This is a genomic window from Marinobacter profundi, assembly GCF_002744715.1.
GTDB classification, from domain to species: Bacteria; Pseudomonadota; Gammaproteobacteria; order Pseudomonadales; family Oleiphilaceae; genus Marinobacter; species Marinobacter profundi.
In genome coordinates this window covers 72,176-94,217 of the sequence record NZ_KZ319377.1, presented here as the reverse complement: position 1 = coordinate 94,217, position 22,042 = coordinate 72,176, and the positions used below count along the sequence as shown (strand labels likewise).

Annotated in this window: 20 protein-coding genes; 6 read left to right on the top strand and 14 right to left on the bottom strand. The window is 58.3% G+C overall.

Going from position 1 to position 22,042, the window contains the following annotated elements; translation table 11 throughout:
• Positions 1-158: 158 nt before the first annotated feature.
• The 5 genes from CLH61_RS16925 to ttdA all read right to left on the bottom strand — a co-directional run bounded on the left by CLH61_RS16925 (position 159) and on the right by ttdA (position 6,023).
• A complete protein-coding gene (locus tag CLH61_RS16925; RefSeq protein ID WP_099615941.1) occupies positions 159-1,007 on the bottom strand; it encodes an isocitrate lyase/PEP mutase family protein in 849 nt (282 codons plus the stop codon).
• 133 nt (positions 1,008-1,140) lie between these two features.
• Positions 1,141-3,372 (bottom strand): TRAP transporter permease, encoded by a 2,232-nt coding sequence (locus CLH61_RS16920; protein WP_036211514.1) that lies wholly within the window; start codon positions 3,370-3,372, stop codon positions 1,141-1,143.
• A gap of 86 nt (positions 3,373-3,458) precedes the next feature.
• Entirely contained in the window at positions 3,459-4,436 is a 978-nt protein-coding gene (locus tag CLH61_RS16915; RefSeq protein ID WP_099615940.1) for a TAXI family TRAP transporter solute-binding subunit, read from the bottom strand.
• An 82-nt stretch (positions 4,437-4,518) separates the two neighbouring features.
• Positions 4,519-5,127 (bottom strand): L(+)-tartrate dehydratase subunit beta, encoded by a 609-nt coding sequence (gene ttdB / locus CLH61_RS16910; protein WP_008172310.1) that lies wholly within the window; start codon positions 5,125-5,127, stop codon positions 4,519-4,521.
• Positions 5,124-6,023: a L(+)-tartrate dehydratase subunit alpha gene (gene ttdA, locus CLH61_RS16905; RefSeq protein WP_036211507.1), complete on the bottom strand. Its 900-nt coding sequence runs from the start codon at positions 6,021-6,023 to the stop codon at positions 5,124-5,126. The genes ttdB and ttdA overlap by 4 nt, the downstream gene beginning before the upstream one ends.
• A 133-nt stretch (positions 6,024-6,156) precedes the next feature.
• Here ttdA and CLH61_RS16900 point away from each other — a divergent pair, with 133 nt between their 5' ends.
• Positions 6,157-7,068, top strand: a complete 912-nt coding sequence (locus tag CLH61_RS16900) for a LysR family transcriptional regulator (RefSeq protein WP_008172798.1) — start codon at positions 6,157-6,159, stop codon at positions 7,066-7,068.
• Between the two features lie 297 nt (positions 7,069-7,365).
• Here the strand turns inward: CLH61_RS16900 and CLH61_RS16895 are convergent, their stop codons facing one another.
• Positions 7,366-8,247, bottom strand: a complete 882-nt coding sequence (locus CLH61_RS16895; RefSeq protein WP_099615939.1) for a DMT family transporter — start codon at positions 8,245-8,247, stop codon at positions 7,366-7,368.
• A 147-nt stretch (positions 8,248-8,394) separates the two neighbouring features.
• Between CLH61_RS16895 and CLH61_RS16890 the strand changes: the two genes are divergently transcribed.
• Entirely contained in the window at positions 8,395-9,357 is a 963-nt protein-coding gene (locus tag CLH61_RS16890; protein ID WP_099615938.1) for a LysR family transcriptional regulator, read from the top strand.
• A 43-nt stretch (positions 9,358-9,400) separates the two neighbouring features.
• Here the strand turns inward: CLH61_RS16890 and CLH61_RS16885 are convergent, their stop codons facing one another.
• Genes CLH61_RS16885 through CLH61_RS16875 form a run of 3 tightly spaced genes read right to left on the bottom strand, consistent with a single transcriptional unit; the run spans position 9,401 to position 11,960 of the window.
• A complete protein-coding gene (locus CLH61_RS16885; protein WP_099615937.1) occupies positions 9,401-10,171 on the bottom strand; it encodes an ABC transporter permease in 771 nt (256 codons plus the stop codon).
• Positions 10,172-10,173: 2 nt separating this feature from the next.
• Positions 10,174-11,157, bottom strand: coding sequence for an ABC transporter substrate-binding protein (locus tag CLH61_RS16880; RefSeq protein WP_099615936.1), 984 nt, complete (start codon positions 11,155-11,157; stop codon positions 10,174-10,176).
• Positions 11,154-11,960: an ABC transporter ATP-binding protein gene (locus tag CLH61_RS16875; RefSeq protein ID WP_099615935.1), complete on the bottom strand. Its 807-nt coding sequence runs from the start codon at positions 11,958-11,960 to the stop codon at positions 11,154-11,156. Before CLH61_RS16875 ends, CLH61_RS16880 begins: the two co-directional genes overlap by 4 nt.
• A gap of 245 nt (positions 11,961-12,205) precedes the next feature.
• Between CLH61_RS16875 and CLH61_RS16870 the strand changes: the two genes are divergently transcribed.
• Positions 12,206-12,514, top strand: a complete 309-nt coding sequence (locus tag CLH61_RS16870) for a hypothetical protein (RefSeq protein ID WP_099615934.1) — start codon at positions 12,206-12,208, stop codon at positions 12,512-12,514.
• Positions 12,515-12,538: 24 nt separating this feature from the next.
• Here the strand turns inward: CLH61_RS16870 and CLH61_RS16865 are convergent, their stop codons facing one another.
• The 3 genes from CLH61_RS16865 to CLH61_RS16855 form a co-directional block, all read right to left on the bottom strand.
• A complete protein-coding gene (locus tag CLH61_RS16865) occupies positions 12,539-15,040 on the bottom strand; it encodes an acyl-CoA dehydrogenase (protein WP_099615933.1) in 2,502 nt (833 codons plus the stop codon).
• A gap of 89 nt (positions 15,041-15,129) precedes the next feature.
• Positions 15,130-16,038, bottom strand: coding sequence for a prenyltransferase (locus CLH61_RS16860; protein ID WP_099615932.1), 909 nt, complete (start codon positions 16,036-16,038; stop codon positions 15,130-15,132).
• Positions 16,039-16,111: 73 nt separating this feature from the next.
• Positions 16,112-16,999 carry an AEC family transporter gene (locus tag CLH61_RS16855; protein WP_099615931.1) on the bottom strand — a complete coding sequence of 296 codons (888 nt, stop codon included), beginning with the start codon at positions 16,997-16,999 and terminating at the stop codon, positions 16,112-16,114.
• 268 nt (positions 17,000-17,267) lie between these two features.
• Here CLH61_RS16855 and CLH61_RS16850 point away from each other — a divergent pair, with 268 nt between their 5' ends.
• The 3 genes from CLH61_RS16850 (at position 17,268) to CLH61_RS16840 (ending at position 19,651) form a co-directional block, all read left to right on the top strand.
• Entirely contained in the window at positions 17,268-17,675 is a 408-nt protein-coding gene (locus CLH61_RS16850) for a hypothetical protein (protein WP_099615930.1), read from the top strand.
• Between the two features lie 32 nt (positions 17,676-17,707).
• On the top strand, positions 17,708-18,376 hold the full coding sequence (locus CLH61_RS16845; RefSeq protein WP_099615929.1) for a dienelactone hydrolase family protein: 669 nt from the start codon (positions 17,708-17,710) through the stop codon (positions 18,374-18,376).
• Between the two features lie 87 nt (positions 18,377-18,463).
• Positions 18,464-19,651 carry a MalY/PatB family protein gene (locus CLH61_RS16840; RefSeq protein ID WP_407657600.1) on the top strand — a complete coding sequence of 396 codons (1,188 nt, stop codon included), beginning with the start codon at positions 18,464-18,466 and terminating at the stop codon, positions 19,649-19,651.
• Positions 19,652-19,670: 19 nt separating this feature from the next.
• Here the strand turns inward: CLH61_RS16840 and CLH61_RS16835 are convergent, their stop codons facing one another.
• Both CLH61_RS16835 and CLH61_RS16830 read right to left on the bottom strand, forming a co-directional pair.
• Entirely contained in the window at positions 19,671-20,594 is a 924-nt protein-coding gene (locus CLH61_RS16835; protein WP_099615927.1) for a DMT family transporter, read from the bottom strand.
• Positions 20,595-20,670: 76 nt separating this feature from the next.
• Positions 20,671-22,041, bottom strand: a complete 1,371-nt coding sequence (locus tag CLH61_RS16830) for a succinylglutamate desuccinylase/aspartoacylase family protein (protein ID WP_099615926.1) — start codon at positions 22,039-22,041, stop codon at positions 20,671-20,673.
• Between the last annotated feature and the right edge of the window lies 1 nt (position 22,042).

Genomic DNA, 22,042 nt, shown 5'->3' with positions numbered 1-22,042 from the left:
CCTATTTCCTCATGCGCAGTTTAAAGTTCAGCAAAATTACCATCGCTAAATAACAATTATATTTCAATTGTTCAATTCCATGACTTAGTTCATATTTGAGATTTGGAAGAACGTTCATGAACTAGAAAAGATAGGGATTCAAAATCTTTTACTTAATTCTATCCGAATATCCGCAAGTACCGTTTCAGTGAACTATCAAACCATCTTTCTTCTGTGTACCGTCCAATTAATGATTTATAATGAAGTTCATTATCTGAAGGCGTACGGCCAGACAATTCCGACAACGCGTGATAGGTGGCAACAATTGATGACTCAAAAGGTGAATGACCATTCAAGAGGAGCTTGATATTGAACCTTGAGTACATCTCTTCCGTGAGTGTATTTTTTCTACCGTAGTTAATTAGCATCTTTGGCTTACTGCTGGCTGTTGATATCAACTCCAACTGCTCGGGATCATTCACGCCAGCGAGACATATACCATCGACACCAACCTCAGAATACTGAAAGACTCTTTCTGCCACCGCCCCAATGTCTTCACCAGAAACGATCTGCGTTCTCGCGATTATGCCGAAACTATCAGAACGTCTGGCATCGAGCGCAGCGGACAGTTTATCAATTTGCTCCTGCTGCGAAATTAGTTTGGTCTTTGTTTGTCTGTACGCAATGGGTAAATTCGTATCCTCGATTGTGACGGCAGTGGCTCCCGCCATTTCCAGCTCCACGACAGTGCGCATCGTATTGAGGGCATTTCCATAGCCCGCATCTCCGTCCACTATGATTTTCAAGCTCGATGACTGGCTCGTGCGTTTTACCAGGTCGCAGAGCTCTGTGGAGGTGAGCAACATAAGGTCAGGTGTTCCCAACATGCTCAAAGAAGCCACGGATCCCCCTACCATTCCATATTTGAAGCCGAGGTCAACTGCCATCCGGGCAGCGATTGGGTAATGGACTGAAGCTAAGATTTCGTAGCTCTGAGTTTCATTAAGAAGGTTGGAAAATGCTGTCATGGAATACCTTCTGAGGATAAAGCGAACCTGCTAACCTCTTGAGTGGTTGGATGTGGCTGATCTGTGCCGAAGATCTGTAAAACAGATATTCCGGCACAGATCAGCTCAACTAGACTATTAGAGGGACTGCTGATCAGGCGCTAGCCACAATAGATTCTCGGTTCACTATCTTCTGAAGTATGAATACTGCACCTGCAACTCCAAGACCCACCAAGTCTGTAATCAATCCACCTGAAATCATTAGGAAAGCTGCGGCTGCCAAAGTCAGGCGAACAATGAAACTTGCGCAATTTCCTACAAACCACCCCTGAACAGCACATGCGAGCAAGAAAATACCGAATACAGCGGTGAATCCTGAACGAAGTACATGTAACCATTCACCTTCCATTAGTAGTGTAGCGTTGTAGAAAAACATGAACGGTACAACAAAGGCCGCGATGCCAATTTTGAATGATGCTAGGGACGTTTTTAGAGGGTTAGCTCCCGAAATCCCGGCCGCCGCGAAGGATGCCAGAGCCACAGGAGGTGTGATCGCTGACACGACCGCGAAATAGAAAACGAAAAAATGCGCTGTCAGCAATGGAATGCCTAAATCGACCAACCCCGGGGCTACAACTGATGCGGCTACGGCGTAGGCTGCTGTAGTTGGCATCCCCATACCCAAAAGAATCGCGATACACATGGCAAAGAAAAGCGCCAGCAATTGTGACGTATCAGCCAAGCTCAGGAGCAGATTGGAGAAACGAGCGCCGACACCTGTGAGCGAAATCACACCAACTATAATGCCTGCGCATGCACAGACTGCAATAATTTGAATCGACATGTGCCCCGCGATTTCAAACGCACCGTAGACTCTTCTCAAATTCATTTTGTAAGGAGTAAACCAACTAACGACAGCTGCCGATATTGTAGCCAGGGTGCCCGCACGGATTACCGAATATCCCATAAAAAGTGCCACAATCAAGATCAAGATTGGAACAAACAGGTACACTTGACGCACCATGTTGGAAACGCGGGGTAACTCTTCTTTTCGCATTCCCTTCATGCCTAATTTGGCCGCTTCAAAGTCAACCATAAAGAAAATCGAGACAAAGTAGAGAATGGCCGGAATGATCGCTGCGATGGCAATATCCGAATACGGAATTCCCGTCACTTCAGCCATAATGAATGCACCGGCACCCATAATTGGCGGCATAATTTGACCACCTGTCGATGCAGCAGCTTCGATCGCACCGGCTGTGTTCTTCTCGTACCCGACCTTTTTCATCAACGGAATCGTTAATGAGCCGGTCGCAACAACATTGCCGGCAGACGTGCCATTGATCATGCCCATGAGGCCCGATGCAAAAATGGCGACCTTCGCTGGCCCCCCCCGGGCCTTACCTGCTATCGCAAAGGCGAAGTTCACGAAATAATCGCCAACTTTGGATGCTTGCAAAAATGCCGCAAAAATTATGAATAGAATGATGTAGGTTGAAGATACAGCAGTGGTTGGGCCCAATACGCCGGCGTCAGTGTATACCTGGCTGAAAAAGCGCTCCCAAGTAATAGCGGGTGAGTTAAGAAAGCTGGGTAGAAATTCACCGATAAACACGTAAATCAAGAACACGGTGGCAATCACAACCAAGGCCATACCTGCCACGCGTCGCGTGAGTTCCATTATCAACGCTGTTCCGGCAACGGCCGCCATAGAGATACCAACTGGAGCAAAGGCAGTTCCAGTTGAATTTCTCATCTGTGTGCCATAAATCGTAATTAAATAGACTGCAACGGCAAGCGTAGATACTACGAGGACAAAATCGTGTGGAGCGAACCTACCACGGCTTTGTTTATCAAACCATGAGAGGATGATAGAGCCTCCTGTTGCTCCCCATAATGGGGCGCCATACAGCCATATTTCATTGAATCTGATGTTTTTGTTTATTCCATTCCAGTTAGATCCAGAAGCGATCTCCCATGCAAAATAAAAAGCCATGCCGAGCGAAAATAGCCCGCAAATCAACAATGGATAGGCCGCGACACGAATTGCTCTCGAACTGGGCTTCTGACCGTCAGCGAATCCCGTCGCCGAGAACATTAAGAAGCCGAGTATCAATGCGCCTGCGACGTGTGCAATACGGAAGTTCCAGGTTTCAATGGGGAAGTCGGGTAGAAATGGAATGTCGACCAAGCCGCCCGTCATTGCCTTAATACCTATTCCGTTTAAGGCGAGCATATGAAATGCTGCATACACCACCGCAATGAGCGTTACGATTTGATAGGAGCGCCCTTTAAAGAGTCGTAGATTCGACTCTACTGGTTCATCATCCACCCCTTGGGCGATAAGGTGGTCTGGCTTCTGAGCCAAATTCTTGTCGTTATTCATGACTAGACCTTTGCTTGATTTAGCGCCACATTAATGTTTAAAACGCGTGGCACCCAAAAAAGCCAAGATGCCACGCAAAAATCTAATTAGTTATGAATTAAATTCGGAGAAATGCTGCCCCCATTTTCATTAAACCAGCGCGCAGCTCCAGGGTGCCATGGCAGGAAGGTATTCTTATCCCAGTGCTTTGCCAGTGTGGTGCGAGCTCCTTTGTGGGCTTGAACCATGCGCTCATTGTCACCCATCACTGCTTTTACAGCTTCGTATACAAACGACTCTGGGAGATCGCAATTTGCTATTGCAAAGTTCCACATAGCGACAGAGCGAGCTGGAGTTTCAAGGCTCTTGTATACGCTAGCTGGGATTTCGTAGTCACTCACAGGAAGGGCGTCGATAATTTTTGCTTGTTCTTCTTCGGTAAACTCAATAATGTTGATATCAGTTTGTACCTCAAGCTGACTGACTGCTGGAACTGGCACACCAGCTGCAAATGCAACCACGTCAAGCAGTCCGTCCTGAAGTTGCCCGCCAAGATCTGACCACCCTCCGTTTCGGCGCTCAAATTTAAGGCCTAGTGCTGCCAACATACGTGGGAAATAGGTATCAGAGGTAGATCCTGCTGGACCAAACCCAATGACGGCGCCATCGGGAATGTCTGAGATGGAAGTAATGCCAGATGACGTCAATGCAGTGATAGAGAACGGCGTCTGGTACATGGGAAACATTGCACAGGCATTGTCCAATTGTATTCCTGGTGCTATGGCATTATTCCCCTCAAGCGATTCTCTTGCAGGGCCCATGGTTGTCATGCCGAAATGGTTATCGCCTGTATGAACTAAGGCCATGTTTTGCATGGGGCCTCCGGTTACTTCAGCACCACCCGTTACGCCTGTTTGTTCAGATACAATGTTTGCCCAAGCGGTGCCGTACCCAAAATATGCGCCACCTTGTGACCCAGTGCCTACTGTAAAGCTCTCCGGCCACGCGGATTTGTCTTCCGCAAACAGGGAAGATGATGCGGCTACTAGAGCCACAGAAAGAACAAAGGTTTTAATTGTTTTCATGACAATCTCCAATACTTATTTGTTTTTAGATATTGCTTCGTTAGGAATTAACCTTGATATCTAGATCGATTAACGAGGTAGCTTATTTTATGAACTTAACCTGCTCGCTGATTCGTTCTAGTACTGAGGACTTTCGCTCGTTGTATGTTTTTTTGTTTGTTTCGAATAGGTTGTTGCCGTGGGTATCAATCGAAATAATCAGAGGGCCAAAGCCTTTTACTCGGTTTATCCAGAGTGTCTCTGGCATACCTAAGTCCTTCCATTCAGCACCTTCTATCGCTTCAACCTTCGTTGCGGCGACAACTGCACAGCCGCCTGGAAAGACCGCATGAACAGCCTTGTTTTCTAAGCATCCAGCGGCTGTTTCCGGACCCATTCCTCCTTTACCGATAATCAGCCTGACGCCAGTCTTTTTTATGAACTCGCGCTCAAACTTCTCCATTCGCATACTGGTAGTTGGTCCAATTGAGACCATTTCGTAGCTACCGTCATCTTTTTCTCGAACGATTGGGCCTGCGTGAAAAATTGCGCCACCGGCAAGATCAACCGGGAGTTCCTGTCCATATTCAATTAGACGCCGGTGAGCCACATCCCTGCAGGTGACAAGGGTTCCATCGAGGTAAACAATGTCACCTACCTTCAGCGCTTCTAGGTCTTCGATGGAAATAGGGGTTTTTAATACCTTTTTCATAGCTTGACGTCCTGATGAGAGATGATTTCGTAGGAAAGGTCTGCGTTGATCTTGATTTGGCCGCGGCGGTGAGCCCAGCAACCAGTTGAAACGGCAACGCCAATTGTTGAGGGGTGACGAGCAGACCACTCAATATTTACTCCCATCACGGTGTTGTCGCCGGTTAGACCTTGCGGACCAATGCCCAAATCATTGATGCCCTCTGCCAGAAGCTCCTCAAGGAGCGCTGCCTGTTCGTTTGTATTGCGAGCGGTAACTGGTTTGAGAATCGCCTTTTTGGACAATCGAGCAGCCGTCTCAGCGGATGTCGACACACCAACGCCAACTAGGAGAGGGGGGCAAGCGTTCAAGCCTCGGGAGGTCATTACATCAAGAACGAACTCGGCCACACCTTCGTAGCCTTGACCTGGCATCAATACCGTCGATGCTCCGGGTAGCGTGCATCCACCGCCGGCCATGTAAACATCAATAATCACATGGTCTTTTCCCGGAAGAATTTCCCAATCGAGCCATGGAATTTTCGAACCTGTATTTGTACCCGTGTTTTTCTCAACAAATGCCTCGACCGCGTTGTGGCGAAGAGGACCAATTTCAGTTGCACCTATGGTTGCTCCTTCCAGAATGGATTCGAGCTCACCAAGCAAAGGGAAAGACGATCCGGCCTGGATAAAATACTGAATTACACCAGTGTCCTGGCAGCTTGGCCGATCAAGCTTGTCTGCGGCATCTTGGTTTTCGGCCATCACGTCGAAAATCTCAATTGCCATGGGATTGGTTTCTTTGGCGCGCAACTCGGCCTGTTTATCTTTCACGTCGGTTGGCAGACGTTTTCCGATGTAGGCCGTGAATTTCGCAAGAATGTCGGTTAAAGACTGAACTTCAGCTTCTTTCTCCACGCTTCTATCCTCTTCTTACAGTGTTCCGATTTCGCCTTATGGAGTAACCGGATGGGTTGTAAGGTGATCATAGAATGTGGAAACTGGCTTAAGGTTCACAAAAAGTAAAAACACTTGTTCCTAAAGGTTAATAATGACGGCTGACGATTCGATGCGGTTTTTTGTAAGCCTTGCACAGAAACGCTCCATATCCGGGGCGGCTCAGGAGCTGGATCTATCTCCTCCAGCGGCTACCAAACGCTTGGCTCAGATAGAAGATCAGATAGGAGTGAAGCTGGTTAATCGGACAACCAGGCGCATTTCATTGACACCAGAAGGTGAGATTTATCTTGAATATGCCCAAAGCATCCTTTCCAAGATAGAGGAAATGCAGGATGTCATACGAAACCAGTCAGGAGCACCGGCCGGCCAGTTGAATATCCATGCACCGCTTGGTTTTGGTAGAAAATACATCGCCCCGCTTGTATCTGAGTTTGTCACCACATATCCGAATTTGGCAGTTCGGCTAACTTTAAGCGACAAGCATGTATCACCACCTGACGACGCAACTGATATAGCAATTCGCTTTGGCGACGTTCCAGACTCACGGTTAATTGCTCGGAAGATAGCTCCGAACAGACGTTTTATTAGTGCAAGTCCAAAATATCTCGATAGAGTTGGGCGTCCAGTCGTGCCTCAGGATCTGAGTAACCATCAGGCGATTGCGCTACGTCAAAATGATGAAACGGCCAGCCTCTGGCGTTTAACGAAAGATGATCAAACTCAAGCGATTCGAGTGCCGGTGAAGTTAAGCACAAATGACGGGCATGTCGCTCTTCAATGGGCAATTGAGGGACATGGCTTGTTGATGCGAGCCCAGTGGGACCTTGCTAAGCATTTGAGAAGCGGTGAGCTGGAATTGGTGCTTCCAGAGTATGAAACGCCTGCTGCCGACATTTACGCTGTCTACCTACAGAAAGCGCGGCTCGCAACACGAATCTCATTGTTTCTTGATTATCTTGAGGAGTCATTTCTCACTAAAACATCGACGAGTGACTATTGGTGAATGCCAGCGCTCGATTCGAAAAGCTCATGAAATTGGACGCACACGGGGCCACCCCGTTTCCATGGAATTTCTAAAACGGTGGTGGACTTACCCCGCAACTACTGACTTCCCATAACCCCAAGCAGAGGCCATTCCATTGCGTTACGCGAATATTCGCTTTGCGACCGTAGCTCCAGTTCCATACCTCTGCCAATCAACCTTTGGAACGCCGCATTCAGTTTCGTGTGGCGTGCTACTCTGAGGAGTGACCCTAACCCCACAATTAGGCCCTGCCAGATGGAAGCAGGCCAGAGGGCGTCAACCATTCATTGGCTGAGGCTGCAACACCCGGCGACTCCGATGACGCGAGCGCAAACCCACCATCATAAGCGGCACCACAATCATGGCGCTGCCCACGGCGAACCAAAGGTCTGGAACCTCATTGAAACCGATCCAGCCAATCAGTACCGCCCAGATCAGCCCGGTGTATTCCGCGCTGGTGACCTGGTTGGCATCGACGTGGCGATAGGCCAGCAGAACCGTGATGTTGTAACCGAGAATGAAGGCTGACGAACCGAAGGCACTGAGCAGAATGCCGGTGTGCCAGCTGGCACCTTCCCAGATGGCGAGCAATGCCGCCACCGGCAGGATCAGCAGATAGTTGAGAAACAGTTTGTGGACGGTGCTTTGCTGGCGGGGTAACTGGCGGACCATGACCGCATTGATGGCCAGCGCCAGGGCGGAGCCGAGGGCGGCAATGGCGGCCCAGTTGAACTCTACCGGACGCAGGATGACGATGATGCCGGCAAAGCCGCTGCCGACCGCAAACAGGCTGAGCGCGGTGAGTTGCTCGCGGAACAGGATGACCGACAGCACCATGACCAGAATGGGGGCGGCATAGAAGATGGCATTGGCGGTGGCCAGCGGCAGATTGCTGAGGGCAACCACCATACAGGCCATACCTGCGAGGTGGATGTGGGCGCGGACGGCATGCACGGCAGCGCCGCTAAACAGCCGGCGCAGGTCAAGCTGGCTGGCCAGGGGCAGCAGGAACAGCAGGGTGAGCAGGCAGCGCAGGAAGACGAACTGGAAGACCGGTGCACCCGGTTCCAGCAGTTTGATGAAGACGTCGGAGATCAGCGCCATGGCGTTGCCGATGACCAGCAGGAAGATGGCGCTGTTGACGGTTTTCCCTGACATTCCATGACTCCGTTGCGGCGGTTTTCTGATCAGACGGCAAGCGCAGGTGCGTGGCTAACCTGTTCGTTGCCGGTGAGGTGGTAGTCTGGGCAGGTGCTAATATTTGATAAAATGATCTTTGTTCTCTACCTATGAGAAAAATAGATAATGAAACTGCCACCCCTCAAGGCCTTGCCGGTATTCGAAGCGGTTGCCCGGCTCAACAGTTTTTCGCTGGCGGCGGAAGAGCTTGCCGTCAGCCAGAGTGCGGTCAGTCATCAGATCAAACAGCTGGAAACCTATCTGGGGGAAAAGCTGTTCTGGCGCAGTGGCCGGACGCTGCGCCTCACTGACGAAGGCCGTCAGTATCTGGAGGCCGTCGGTTCCGCCCTGTTGCAGATTGAACGGGCCAGCGAGCAGTTGCTGGGCCGCGAGGAGTCCCGGTTGCGGTTGTCGGTGTTCAGTTCGTTCGCGGTACGCTGGCTGGTGCCGCGGTTACCCGGCCTGCAGCGGCTGCATCCCGGAATTGACCTGGCCCTGGAAATGTCCAGCGAGAACCCGGTGCTGTCGGACCGGGTGGCGGATTGTTTCATCACCATTCACCGGGATTCGCCGGCCTACAGTTACGAACTGCTGTATGTCGAGCGGCTGTTTCCGGTGTGCAGCCAGGACTACTGGCAGAAAATCCGCCGTGAGCTGGGCCGGGATACGGAGACCGTGGCGGCGGCAGACCCGGCGATGACGCCGGATGAGGTGGCCGGTTTTCCGCTGCTGTCTACCCACAGTATTTTCGACAAGTCCGCCGGGGACTGGGAGGCCTGGTACCGCACGGTGGAGCGGAAGATTCCGGAAGGCACCCGCATCCAGCATTTCAGCCACATGCTGCTGGCCCTGGAAGCGGCCCGTTTTCATCAGGGCATTGCGCTGACCAACGATTACATGCTCAGTACCCGGACGGATTCGGCGGATTTTGTCCGCCTGCCGTGCCATGCGGTGGTGACCGGGGATCGATTCTATTTTGCCTGGAAAACCAGCCGGCGGCGGGAACGGGGCATTCAGCTGCTGCGGCGCTGGCTGGTGGACGAGGCGATTGCCGGTGGCTTGCGGGGCGGAGCCGCAGGCAGCGGCTAGCCGGGCGCGGGCGGCCTTACCGGGCCGCTCGCTTCCGTATGGATCAGAGGTACTGGTAGCGCAGCAAACGGTGTTTGATCCGCTCCAGGATGACCTGGTCAATCACCGCTGCCAGCACCGCAATCACCAGGATGTTGGTCATCACCCCGGTCATGTCGGCAATCTCTCCGGAATAGGCCAGGGATTTGCCGAGGCCGGCACTGAACCCCACGATCATCTCGGCCGAGATCAGTGCCCGCCAGGCATTGCCAAAGGCCAGCTGGGCACCGGTAATCAGCTCAGGGGTGACCGCCGGGAAATAGACCCGGCGCAGCATCTGCAGCTTCGAAGCGCCCATGACCCGTGCCGCCGAGATATGGACCTTCTCGACGCTCTCGGTGGCGTTCATCACACTCAGCGCGGTGGGGAAAAAGGCGCCGATGGCCACCACCACGATGATGGGCAGGTTGCCGAAACCCATCAGGATGAGGAACAGCGGCACCCAGGCAATGGACGGTATCGACTGCAGGATGATGATGCCGGCCTTCAGGGTGGAGCGCACCGCATTGAGGGTGCCGCCCACCAGGCCGAGAATGATCCCGGACACCAGTGCCGCGCCGTAACCGGCACCCAGCCGGCTCATGCTGTTGCCCAGACCCTCATAGAAGGCCGGGCTCTGCAATTCCTGCCAGAGCCGCTGCAGGGCAACCGGCACATCCGGCATCAGGAAATCGGGCAGGAACCAGGCGGCGACCTGCCACATCAGCAGGATAACGGCGATGGCCACCACGTAGGCGCGCTTGCTGGCGACCCCGCTGGCGTTGCTGTCAGCCATGGTCAGAGCTCACGAGCCTGCTGCCAGGACAGGTCCAGCAGGCTGTCCACGTCGAACGCCTCACCGGCGGGCAGGATGCCCTGGGCCTGCATGATGGCGGCCAGCTCCTTCATCCGGCTGATGTCGGCGTCCGTCAGCTTGGCGCTGAAGTCGTTGGTCTGGATGGCCTGCTCGATCACCTGTTCGCTGGGAATGTCGCCCTGGTTCAGTGACTTGACCACCGGCTCCTTGATGAAATACCCGGTAATCAGCGGCGCCGCCTTTGCCGGCTCGTTCTCCAGCATGGCAATGGCCTCACGCTGGGCGTCCAGCGCGGCCCACAGCACGTCCTTGCGCTTCTCCAGGGTTTCTGCCGAGGTGATCACCACCATGCAGGGGAAGGGCCACACTTCGCCGATCTCATAGATCTGCCGGACCGGCGCCACCAGCTGGGCGATGCGGTCGTAAGGCTCGAACAGGAAGGCCGCATCCACCCGGCCGCCGACCAGCGACTGGATCGCCACGGCCGGTGCCACGCCCATGATGTTGAGATCGCCCGGCTGCAGGCCGGCATTGTCGAGCATTACCCCCTTGAGCACGATATCCGCGGTGCTGCCCTGTTTCTGAGAGGCGAGGTTCTTGCCCTTGAGGTCCGCCACCGATTCAATGCCGGCGTCCTCGCGGACCACCAGGGAGTGGTAGCCACGCTGGGCACCACCGACAATTTTCAGGTCGGCACCGCGGGAGGCCCAGGTAAAGGCATTGGAGAAGCCGAGAACGCCGATGTCCAGCTGGCCACCGACGATGCCCTTGATCAGGTCGGTACCCGAGCTGAATTCGATCAACTGGGCATCCAGGCCATACTTCTCGTACAGGCCGGCTTCGTAGGCGAGCATCGCCTGGGCGTCGTCCATGACCCTTACATAGCCGACGCGGAAGGGTTCATTGGCAGTGACCGGGCTGGCCAGGATCAGGGCCAGCAGGGGAGCGAAAATCCAGCGTATCATGCAATTTCTCCTTGCCTGGATGGGGTGGCTTGTGGGGTGGCTTGTAGGGTTTCGGTAATGGTCTCTTCGGAATCCGTGTCGATGCCGAGCAGTTGAAGGACGTCCCTGCGGATATGGGCAAACGCCGAGAGATCGTGGGTTTTCGGGATGTGCCCCAGTTCGATTTCCTGCAGAACGGTGGCCGGCCGGTTGCTGAACACCAGCACACGGTCGGCCAGGTAGAGCGCTTCGTCCACATCGTGGGTGACCAGTACCACGGTGGGGCGCTCTTCTTCGATCAGGTCCTTGAGCACGCTTTGCAGGGTCATCCGGGTCAGCGCGTCGAGGGCACCGAAGGGCTCGTCCAGCAACAATACCTCCGGGCGGGCAATGAACGCCCGGGCCAGTGCACAGCGCTGCCGCATGCCGCCGGAAACCTGATGGGGGTAGTAGTCTTCAAAGCCGGCAAGCTTGACGCGGCCGAGCCATTTGCGGGCCTGCTCGCGGGCATAGGTTTTGTCCCGGTTCTGGAATTCCAGGGCCAGGGCCACGTTCTCGATCAGCGTCATCCACGGATAGAGCGCGTGTTCCTGGAACACCAGGGTCCGTTCCGGGGATGGCCGGGAAACGTCTTTGCCATCCGCCGTCAGGCTGCCGGAGGAGGGGTGCTGCAAACCGGCCACCATGTGCAGCAGGGTGGACTTGCCACAGCCGGACGGACCGACGAGGGCGACAATTTCCCCTTGGCGGATGGTGGTCTCGAACTGCCTGATGACCTCCAGCTCACCAAAGGTTTTGGTGATACCGTCAAACCTGAGTTCCATATAACGTCCCAGAATATGTATATATTCTCAAAAGTAATAGATGTCATTTATTTTATAACTTGTGAGCGGGCGAATGAAAGGGCCGGGTGGCAGCTGTTAAAACCGATGCTGCATAACCTGATAACTGCGGGGCGCAACGGCCGGGTTTGCGACCGCTTCCACAACACTGAATAACCGGTAACGTTATTTGCGTGGGGGGCGTGTTACTGTCAGCAAATCGCTGTTGTCAGATAAGGATACAAGGCATGAATCGAGTTCTGAGCGTACTGCTGGCCGGCGCTCTGCTGGCCGGGCCCCTCGCGGCCATGGCCCAGCCACCTCACAGCCAGGGCCTGCCGCCGGGGCTGCACAAAAAGGTTGCGCGGGGTGGTGAGTTGCCGCCGGGCTGGCAGAAGAAACTGGATTACCGGCGCGGTGACTATTTCGACCACGACCTGCTGCGCTATGGTCGGGTGCGGGACATCGACCATCGCCATCAGCGGGTAGAAATCGAGGACAAGGTGTACACCATCGTCCGGGGTACCCGAGAAATCGTGGACATTCTCAAGCACTGAGCCCTGCGTTGCCGGGCCGGCCCGTTACTCCCGGGCCGGCCGTTCCACCACCTTACGCTTGCCGGTGGCGCAGTTGGCCAGTTCTTTCAGCCCGTCGCCGTCGAACGCGTCCACCCGGATCACATCATACAGGGCCGTCAGCGCCTCGAGCAGTTTGTCGCATTCTTCGCGGCGGACGATGCCTTCGGTGCAGGCCCATTCCACCAGTTCCTTGCGCTCATGGCCCATCAACAGAGCGATGGCGTCCAGCTCGTCTTCGTTGCGGTTACGCACGGCGTCGTGTAGCCGGGCCCGCATGTCGGTGGTTTCGTTGGCCAGCCGATAGGCGTTGAGCACCCGGCCGAGAGGGTCGTCCGGTTGATCGTTGCGGTAGCAGCCACGGGCGATGCGGTCCCGCAGCGGGGCGTCCTTCACGATGGATTCGGCGACCTTGCGACCGAGCCGGTCATCCGGGCCGTTGAGCCCGGTTGCGCCCAGCGGGAACACCAGCAGCCGTAACGGCCAGCGTAATGCCGGCACCGGGAAGTTGATGATCAGTGCCCGCATCGCGGCCTGCAGGTCCCGCAGGCAGGTTTTCAGGCCCCACTCCACCAGTATCCGCTGATCCTGCGGGTAACCCTCCTCATGCCACTGCTTGATGATGGCCGAGGCGTAGTAGAGCTGCACCAGGCAGTCGGCCATCCGTCCGGACAGCCGCTGGCGGGCTTTCAGGCCACCGCCGACGGTCAGCAGGGTGACGTCCGTCAGCAACGCAAAGGCCGCCGAGAAGCGGGCCAGCTGCCGGTAACAGGGGCGGATATCCCCTTGCCGCGGCACCGGTTCCAGCCAGCCCCGGGTGAGCCCCAGCACAAGGGCGCGCAGGGCGTTGCGGGTGGTGTGGGCAAGGTGACGGTAGAAGATGCCGTCGAACCGGTCGATGGCGGCTTCCTGGTCGGCCATGCCGGCGGCCTCGATCTCTTCCACAATGAACGGATGGCAGCGAATGGCACCCTGGCCGAATACCATCAGGCTGCGGGTCAGGATATTGGCGCCTTCCACGGTGATCCCGATGGGAACCGCCTGGTAGGCGCGGGCGAGGAAGTTGCGGGGCCCGGTGATTACCCCGCGGCCGGCCACCACATCCATGGCGTGGTTGATGACTTCCCGCATCAGATCGGTATTGCGGTATTTCAGCACGGCGGAGGGCACCGATGGCCGTACCCCGCGGTCAAGCATGCCGGCAGTGAGCAAGCGGGCGGCGTCCATCATGTAGGTGTAGCCGGCGATGGGCTCCAGTGCTTCCTGAACCCCTTCGAACTGGCTGATGGAGCGGCCAAACTGTTCACGCACCAGCGCGTAGGAACCGGTGGCGAGGCTGGCGACCTTGCCGGCGCCGGTACCCAGGGCCGGCAGCGAAATGGAGCGGCCAATGGACAGGCATTCCAGCAGCATGGTCCAGCCTTTGCCGAGCATGTCCTGACCACCGATCACCTGGTCCATGGGGATGAAGACCTCATGCCCCCAGGTCGGCCCGTTCATGAACACGGTGTTCATCGGCAGGTGGCGGGGGCCGGCATGGACACCGTCGGTATCCCGCGGCACCAGCACACAGGTGACGCCGATGTCGTCTTCGCCGCCCAGCAACCGGTCCGGGTCGTAGACCTTGATGGCCAGGCCAATCAGCGTAGCGACCGGCGCTAGGGTGATGTAGCGCTTGTTCCAGGTGACCTTGAGGCCGAGTACTTCCTCACCCTGCCACTGCCCCTTGCAGACGATGCCCTTGTCGGGAATGGCACCGGCGTCGGACCCGGCAACCGGTGACGTCAGCGCAAAGCAGGGAATGTCCTTGCCACTGGCCAGGCGCGGCAGGTAGTGCTGTTTCTGGGCGTCAGTGCCGTAGTGCATCAGCAGTTCGCCGGGGCCCAGGGAGTTGGGCACCATCACGGTCACCGCTGCCGATACACTGCGGGTGGAAATCTTCATCACGATTTCCGAATGGGCGGTGTTGGAAAAGCCGAGGCCGCCGTCCTCCTTCGGAATTACCAGGCCAAAGAAGCCGTTGTCACGGATAAAGCTCCAGGCTTCCGGCGGCAGGTCGTAGTGCTCGTGGGTAATCTGCCAGTCATCCAGCATCCCGCACAGCGTTTCGACCGGGCCGTCCAGAAAGGCCTGTTCCTCGCTGGTGAGGTGGGCAGGCCGTGCATCCAGCAGCTTCTGCCAGTCCGGCTGGCCGGAAAACAGTTCGCCATCCCAGTCAACACTGCCGGATTTGAGGGCTTCGGCCTCGGTAGCAGACAGTTTCGGCAGCCGGCCCCGTACCCAGCCCAGCAGCGGCCGGCTGAGTTTTTCCCGCCTGACGTTGCCGGGCAGCACCAGGATCAGGCCCAGCGCCAGCAGGGCGCCGCCGCAGAGGATGCTGAAGATATGCCAGCCGTCCTGAAACAGGCCAATGATGGTGGCGATGACCAGCACCGCCGCGGCGGTACTGCCGCCGATTCCCAGATAAATCAGTACCAGTGCACTGATCAGCAGTAACAGGACGCTCATGGACAGACCTCCCTATCGTGAAATGTCATCTACCCGAATACCCGTTCACCATCGGACAAACCCGGACCAAGTGCAAGCCGGGGCCGGAATCATCCCGCCGGCGTTGCGAGCAGCAGGGCGACCAGCAGCAGGGCCAGGCAGGTCAGGATAACCGCGACGTTGGCGGCCAGCACCGGCATCAGCCGCTGGTCGTCAATGGTGGCTGCGGGCAGGCGGGCAATAATCCGCCACAGCGCCACCGGCGCGGGAATCAGCGCAACCAGGCACAGGGCGGGCAAGACGGCGGCGCCGACGCCCAGCGCGATCACCATAAAGGCGGCCATCAGCAGCAGCGACACCAGCCCGGCGGCTCGCCGCCGTCCCAGGGTTATCGGCAGGTGGCGGCGACCGATCTGACGGTCGGCCTCGGTATCCGGCAACTGGTTAAGCAGGAGCAGTTCGCTGACCAGCAACAGGGCGACCAGCGCGGTCACCAGGGCGGTGCTGTCCAGGCGACCACCAAGGGCGATGACGCTGCCCAGCACCATGACCGGGCCGAATCCGATCCCGGGAGCTAGCAGGCACAGCAGGGGCGAGCGGGTAATCCAGCGGGTGTAGGTCACCACCAGCACCACCCCGGCACCGCCCAGCACCAGCATTGGCCAGCCCCGCTGCCAGAGGAACCAGAGCCCGATCAGGCCCACCAGTGTGAGGGTCACGGCGGTCGCCATCAGCACCGGCGGCGCGGCTTCCGGCTGTTGCGGCAGGCTGCCGCTGCCGCCGGAAAAGGGGGTCCGACGGGTGATCAGATCCAGGCCGGAGGCAAAGTCTTCGTATTCGTTGAGTAAATTGACCGCGGCGTGGGCCAGCAGGGCACCGGCAAACACCAGCAGTGTGTCCAGCAGGGACGGTACCACGCCCTGGCGCCAAACCAGCGCCAGCCCAAGGCCGGCACACAACGGCGCCAGCAACAGGAAATTGGGGCGGGATGCCCTTAATACCGCCACGCTTGTGGTCATCTCGATCCCTTGAGGTTTGTTGTGGGGCAGGTCTGCCTTGCGAGCCTGAGGTCCGTTTGGTGAGGCGGTGGCGTCAGACGTAGCCCGCGGCAAACACCAGGCCGAGCACCAGTGGCATCACCACCAGGCTGCCCATATTACCAATCAGCACCAGCGACGCCACCTTGTGGGGCTCCTGGCGATACTGTTCGGCGACAATATAGTTCAGCACCGCCGGTGGCAGCGCGGCGAACACCCACAGCGCAGCAATCTGCAGTCCCGGCAGGTCGAGCAGGGCAATCATTGGCCAGGCCAGCAACAGGCCGCTGGCAGGGCAGGCGATGGCCCCCAGCAGGCCCAGCTTCCAGTCACTGAAATCCACATCCAGCATGCGCACCCCGAGGGCGAACAGCATCAGCGGGATGCACACGCCACCGAGCATATTGAGCGCCTCCAGCATCCACTGGGGCAGCTCGACACCGCTGAGGTTCACCGCGAGGCCGGCAATACTGGCAATCACGATGGGCAGCCGCAGCAGGCGCCAGATCGGGGTATGGGGATCCAGCATGTAGAGCCCGATGGAGAAATGCAGCAGCATTTCCACGATGAACAGCACAATGGCCGCCGGCAGTGCGGCGTCGCCAAAGGCCAGTACCAGCAGCGGAATACCCATGTTGCCGGAATTATTGAACATCATCGGCGGCAGGAAGGTCTTCATGTTGAGTTTCAACACCTTCGCCAGCGGCCACAGCAGCAGGCCGGAGCCCAGTACCACCACGGTCGCGGCCAGCGCGAGGCGGGCATACTCCTGCAGCGGTGCCTGCTGATCGGCAAGCACGGCAAACACCAGCATGGGCACGAACAGTTCCATGTTCAGGGTGTTCAGCCCCTGGATATCGGGCGTGCGATAGCGGCCATAAAGAGACCCGCAGCCGGTAATCAGAAACACCGGCAGCATCGTGGACAGAATCTGGGCAATCATCAGAACGGGCTCCGCATCGGGACGGCAGGCTGCGTATTAATCCGTTAGCTTCGCAATTACAGGCTGGTCGGAGCAAGTGTTCTGATCGGCCTTGCGACCTAAGTTGCAAGTGGTCTTTGTCGGGTTGTGTATTTTTTGCGCAGCAAGCTTGATGCGTATCAACATTTGCCGCAAGCGGCAGGCGTAGTCTGGCTCAAGACAGGTCAGTGCGGTGGCTGCAGCTGCGGCACCGGCCATGAGCGATGTCTGGACGACAAGGAGACCGGTTATGCAGCGTCAGGCGGGTGTTTGGATTGACCATCGTAAGGCAGTGGTAGTGGTTCTTGAAGATGGCGAGCCGCGGGTGAAAACCGTTGAATCCCATACCGAAAAGCCTACCAAAACCTCGGGGGGATCCCATCAGAAAGAGCCCTGGGGGCATCAGGATGTGGTAGCGGAAGACCACCGTAAACATGACTATCAGCGGGAGCTCGGACACTATTACCAGGCGGTTGCGGCAGAGCTTGCCAGTGTCGATGAACTGCTGATCCTGGGTTCCGGCCAGGCCCACAAGGAGTTCCGTCATTACCTTGAGGACAAGCAGCATTTCCGCGGCACCATCCGGGAGGACCGTCCGGCGATGGCAATGGCCGACGAGGAGGTCATCGAGGAAGTCCGTCGTTTCTTCGGTTGCTGAGGTTGCTGGCGGTTGGCAGGAGTGCACAGGTCATGAACAGGGCGCGGGGGACGGATGCCGTTACCATCGAAACCGGTACGGTGAGGTTATGTGCGGATGTGACTTTCCCCGGGGGCGAGATCCAGGGGGTGGTGTTGTTTGCCCATGGCAGTGGCAGCAGTCGGCTGAGCCCTCGTAACCGGGGGGTTGCCGGGGTGCTGGTGCGGCATGGCCTGGTCACCGTGTTGCTGGACCTGTTGACCGAAGAAGAGGAGAAACTGGACCGCTTTACCCGGGAATACCGGTTTGACATACCACTGCTGGCTGAGCGTCTGGTCAGTGCCACCGACTGGGTGCTGGAATACCCGCCCCTGGAGGACCTGCCCATCGGCTTCTTTGGGGCCAGCACCGGTGCCGCCGCCGCCCTGATCGCCGCTGCGGAGCGCCCGCAATACGTGGCGGCGGTGGTATCCCGCGGTGGCCGGCCGGACCTGGCCGGCGCTGCCCTGCCCGGCGTGCAGGCTCCGACCCTGCTGATTGTTGGCGGCCACGACACCGAGGTGATCGCGCTGAACCGGGCGGCTGCCGCGCAAATGACCTGTGAAACCGAGTTGAGTATCGTGCCGGGCGCCACCCACCTGTTTGAGGAACCGGGCACGCTTGACCAGGTCTGCGAGCTCGCTGTTGACTGGTTCCGCCGCCACCTGCGCCCAACCTCCTGACAGCGGGGCTGCGCCGGCGGGTTGTTCCTGAGATGCTGCTGCCGCAGAATGGACGGTCAACATTTCCCGGTTGCCCGGCGGAGGCCCCTGTTGTCCGATTGCTTTGATCAGATCCTGTCCCGCGCCAACACCCAGGCCGTCAAGTTTGATGCCCGTAAGGCGGTGTTTGGCCGCGAGGATGTCATCCCGTTGTGGGTTGCGGATATGGATTTCCCGGCACCCCCCGCGGTCACCGAGGCTCTGCTGCAGCGCGCCCGCCATCCGGTCTATGGTTACAGCCTGTTTCCGGACAGCCTCTACCAGGCCATGACGGACTGGTTCCACGATCGTCATGACTGGACCATCGAGCGGGAATGGATCCTGCTGGTGCCCGGCGTGGTGCCGTCACTCCATGCCGCCTGCCTGGCCTTCGCCGCAGCCGGTGAGGGCGTCATTATCCAGCCCCCGGTGTATCCGCCATTTTTCAGTGCGATCCGCCAGACCGGCCGTACCGTGATTGAAAATCCGCTACGCCTGGCCGATGGCCGCTACACCATGGACCTGCAGCACCTGGAGCAGTGCGCGGCACAACCGGGCGCCCGGTTGCTGTTGCTGTGCTCGCCCCACAATCCGGTCGGCCGGATCTGGAGCCGGCAGGAGCTGGAAGCGGTGCTGGATATTGCCCGCCGTCACGGGCTGGTGGTGCTGTCGGATGAAATCCACGCCGACCTGACCTATCCGGACCGGCCCCGTCACCGCATGCTGGCAACGCTGGCCGGGCCTGAGGATGCGCTGGTTACCGCGGTCGCGCCGAGCAAGACCTTCAACATGCCGGGGCTTGGCCTGTCGGCGCTGGTAGTGCCGGATGCCCGCCGTCGCCAGGCCCTGAAACAGACCTTCGACACCCTGCACATGCTGCACTGCAATCCATTCAGCAGCGTTGCATTTGAGGCGGGCTATCGGGGTGGTGCGGGCTGGCTGGAGGCTTTGCGCGGCTGCCTGCAGGCCAACCGGGATTACGTGGCGGAGTTCCTGCGCCAGCGGCTGCCGCAGATCCGCCTGGTCAATCCGGAAGGGACCTACCTGTTGTGGCTGGATTGCCGTGAACTGGGGCTGGACGATCGCGGCCTGAAGGATTTTTTTGTCAACCGGGCAGGCGTGGGGATGAACCCGGGGAGCAGTTTCGGCGATCAGGGCAGCGGCTTCATGCGGATGAACATCGGCTGCCCCCGACCGATCCTGCAACAGGCCCTGGAGCAGATTGAATCGGCGGTTGGCGGGCGCGCCGGGAGTTGAACGTGCGGTGGCGTCTCGGTCAGGGGGTAGGCCGGGGCGCCGGCCTGCTGCGGGTGGCAAGGAACAGCCCGGCGAGGATCAGCAGGCCGCCGGCCAGATGGAACAGGCTGAGCCGCTCGTCGAGGAACAGCCCGGCGAGGACCGCCGCAAACACCGGGTTCAGATACATGAACATCGCCGAGCGGGACGGCCCCACCTGGTGGACACCGTGATTCCAGAACGCATACGCCAGTATGCCGGGGAAGATCGCGACATACAGCAGGGGTGGCACCACCGCCGGGGTCAGCGAAAATCCTCCGGACAGCATCAGGGCGTCCACCAGGTACAGTGGCAGCAGCACCAGCGTGCCCATGGCGACCTGGACGGTCAGAAAGGTAAACGCCGGCAGTGGTATCTGGTGACGGCGCAGTAAAACCGAGAACAGCGCCCAACAGAGCACGGCGGCAACCATCCACAGGTCGCCGGGCTGGAAATCCAGGCGGCGAAAGGTCGCCAGCTCACCGCGACCGATAATTACCAGCATTCCCAGCAGTGCGAGGGCGATGCCGAGGACCTGGGGGGACCGCATCCGGTCTCCCAGCAATAGCCAGGCCATCAACGCGACGACTACCGGCACGGTGGAGTTCACCAGGGTAATGTTCAGTACCGTGGTGGTAATCGCCGCCTGGTAGAGCAGGGTGTTGAAGCAGCTGACACTGAACACCGCCAGCACCAGCAGTGGTCGCCAGTTTGCCAGGATCACGGTCCAGTGCCGCCGGATGCCGGGCAGGCCGATGGGCAGCAGGATGACAAGCGCCAGCACCCAGCGCCAGAAGGCAAGGGACACCGGCGGAATGGTATCGACCACGCTGCGGGCCACCACGGCGTTGCCGGCCCAGAACAGAGTCGTCAGTGTCAGGCCCAGGTAGGCCAGGCCAGAGGATTGCTGCAGTCTGAAAGGCACACCGGCTCCTGTGGTTGCTCAAGGCGGGAGCCGGATTCGGTGATATCCGCAGTCAGGCTCCCGGCCCGTTAGCATACTACTCGCCGGGAACTTCTGCCTCCGTACCAACGTGGTAGGCGGCAAAGCCTGCCATCACCACCTGGTCCACCGCCATGCCAATGACCCGGCCTTTGCTGGTCGCCCGGATCGGGTGCTGGGCATTGGTGATGGGGTCCGCCACGTAGCCCATGATCTGGCCTGCCGTTACCCGGTCGCCCAGCTCGACTTCGCTGAACAGGATGCCGCCCTGTTCGGCACGGATCCAGTTGGAATCGTAGTAGACCGGCTCGGGGTCGCCCCAGACGAACATCCGCGAAATCATGCCCTGTTTTTCCATCAGGCTGGTCAGGCTGTTAACGCCCGCCTCGATCTGGTGCTCCTGGATGCGGTGCGATTCGCCGGCTTCCAGGGTGACTGCGCGGATGCCAGCGTCCACCGCAGCGGTGCGTAGCATGCCGGGCGTGCCGGTGCTGTGAACCACGGCAATCCGGTCGAAGCCGCGGGTAAAGTCGGCCACCGCCGGCACGTTCATGTCTGCCCGCAGCTGTGGCAGGTTGGTGCGCTTGAGCGAACCGGTGTGGATATCCACCAGCATGTCGCAATGGCGAATGACGCTCTCGAACAGCGAGTGGGCGATACGGTCCGCCAGGCTGCCATCGGCGGAGCCGGGGAAATGCCGGTTAAGGTCCCGGCGATCCGGCAGGTAACGGGTACCCTGCTGGAAGCCCGGTAAATTGACAATGGGAATGCCCACCACACGGCCGGCCAGTTTTTCCGGAACTACGTCATAGACCGTGCGGCGGATGATTTCGATACCGTTCAGCTCATCGCCGTGAACGGCACCGGTCAGGCACAGGGTGGGTCCCGGGTTGGCGCCGTTGATAACCAGCACCGGGGTGGGCTGGGACAGGCCGGCAATCTGGATTGCCGGCGACCACGCCAGGCGGGTGGAGGTGCCCGGAGGCACCTCGGCACCCAGCAGCTGGAGGGCGGTGGCGGGTGCCGGCTCGATCGGTGCGTCCGCCGTCGCGGCAGGCTGCTCCACGGCTTCGCCCGCGGCGGTCCCATCTTGCACTCCGCCATCAATTCCACCACCTGCTCCACCACCTACGCCATCACTCACGCCGTCTCCCTGCCGGGCGGTGTCCGGAGCGGTATCCGCCGGATCCGCTATCGGCGACACCGTGGGGAGAGCCTGCTCGGGCGCTGCCGAGGCGGGCTGGGCCGGCTTGGCCTGGCGGGGTTCGGAGTGTTCAATATCCTCGACATTCTCGTCTTCCGCGAGCTCGGCGATCAGCAGGGTTTGCGGGGGGGTTGCGGCAAGGGCACAGGGTCCGGCCACGCCGGCAGCGGCCAGGGCAACCAGCAGGTTCAGGGAAAGTGCTTTGAAGGGCCTTGCAGCTCGCATA